The following is a 2006-nucleotide window of genomic DNA, read 5'->3' as shown; positions in this document are numbered from 1 at the left end:
GCCAGAGAAACGGATACGGACGTCCTGTTTCTGGGAGAATTTCATGATAATGCTTCCATCCATGAAACAGAAGCTGCCCTGCTGCAGAATCTGTACAAGCAGAAACAGGGGAAGCTGGCACTGTCGCTGGAAATGGCGGAACGGGATACCCAGCCCATACTGGATTCGTATCTGGCCGGGAAGACAGGCGAAGACGAATACCTTGCTGCCGGGCGCCCCTGGCCCAATTACAGGGATGCCTACCGGCCAATGGTTACCTTTGCCAGAACGCAGAAGATTCCCGTAATTGCCGCCAATATACCGAGGAAAGCCGCAGCCGTCTATGCCCATACAGGCTCCCTCCGGGAGGCAGAAGAGACATGGGGAGCCTATATGCCGCAGACCGTATATCCCGGCTCCCTGGCGTATGAACGGGCATTTACCGGAACGATGATGCGTCTCCGGGGGCAGGCTATGCCCATTTCGCAGGATACGATTCCCCGGCTCTTTGCAGCCCAGTGCCTGAAGGACAATACCATGGCCGAAAGCATCGACCGCTATGCCCGGGCTCACGGCGGACATCTCGTCTTCCATGTGACCGGCGCCGCTCACTGCGAAGGATGGCTGGGGACAGTCGAACAGCTCCACCAGCGGAATCCGGGACTTACGATCCGGGTCATTACGGCGGTCCGCTATGACCCGTCCCGCCTGAGCCACAGCGAGGCAGCCGCATTGTACCGGGATAAGGGCGATTATCTGATCCTCGTTCCCGAAACCATGGCGGATACGGGGAGCCGGGGATGATCCGGCGCTTCCTTTCCTGTTATCGTCCGTACACCCGGCTCCTTGCCGTCGTCATGACCGGCTCGGTCCTTGCAGCCGGTATGGAAACGGGGTTTCCCATGATTGTACGCCACATCCTGAATGACATCCTGCCAGCCCGGGATATGGCGCGCCTCTGGCAGACCGGACTGCTGCTTCTGGGGTTGTACGTCCTCTGCCTCCTCATCAGCTTCGCCGTCTGCTACTGTGGAAGGACCATGGGGGTCCACATCGAGCACGACCTGCGCTGCCGGCTCTTTGAACACATAGAAGGCCTGAGTTTTTCCTTTTTCGATACGGCACAGACCGGCCAGCTGGTCTCACGGATCATCAGCGATATTTCCGAAATCGGCGACCTCGTTTTCCAGCTTCCCAATCTGGTCCTGGTCTGCGTCATCACCATGGCAGGCAGTGCCTTCTTTATGTTTTCCATCAACTGGCAGCTGGCTCTTCTGGTGTTGTTCGTGCTGGGACTCAAAACGCTGGATACGGTCTTTCTCAACGGGCGGATGAAGCAGACCTTTTTCCTGGCCCGGCAGCAGATGGGCCGCCTCAGCGCCAGGGCAGCGGAAAGCTTCAGTGCCATCCGGGTCATCCAGTCCTTTGCCGCCGAACGGTATGAACTGGAACGGTTCCGCCGTACCAGTACGGATGTGCGCTGCGCCCAGCAGCGGACCTATCTCTTCGAGGCCTACCTGATGAGTACGGTCGTATTCTTTACCAACCTCAATAACCTGATCATCATAGCCGCCGGCAGCTATTACATCATGATGGGCACTATGACCGTCGCCGACCTGGTCGTCTTCCTCATGTACCTGCTCCTGTTCATCCGGCCCATTATGCAGCTGACCCTGCTTACAGAACGGTATCAGCGCAGCATGGCCGGATTCCGGCGCTATACGGGGCTCATGGATACGCCCCCGGCTGTCACCGACTGTCCCCATGCGATAGATGCAGGTCCGGTCCGCGGGCGCATTGAATTCCGCCACGTCTCCTTTTCCTATGAAAAGGGACCAGCCGTGCTGCGAGATTTCAACCTCACCATCGAACCGGGGGAAACCGTCGCCGTCGTCGGATCTACGGGCGTAGGGAAGAGCAGCATTGCCAGCCTTCTGCCACGGTTCTATGACGTCACGGCAGGAGAAATCCTCCTCGATGGCCGCGATATCCGCTCGTATACGCTGGCCTCCCTGCGGCGGGCGGTC

2 protein-coding genes are annotated in these 2006 nt (G+C 58.6%); both read left to right on the top strand.

Annotated features, from left to right (window positions below; translation table 11 throughout):
- On the top strand, positions 1 to 783 hold a 783-nt coding region (locus DBO31_RS04695; protein ID WP_150824562.1), incomplete at its 5' end, for a ChaN family lipoprotein.
- Positions 780 to 2006: ABC transporter ATP-binding protein (locus DBO31_RS04690; protein WP_150824561.1), on the top strand; the 1227-nt coding region annotated here is incomplete at its 3' end. The genes DBO31_RS04695 and DBO31_RS04690, both read left to right, overlap by 4 nt.

Source organism: Megasphaera sp. DJF_B143, assembly GCF_900320625.1.
Taxonomy (GTDB): domain Bacteria; phylum Bacillota; class Negativicutes; order Veillonellales; family Megasphaeraceae; genus Megasphaera; species Megasphaera hexanoica.
This window is presented reverse-complemented; position numbering and strand designations above follow the sequence as displayed.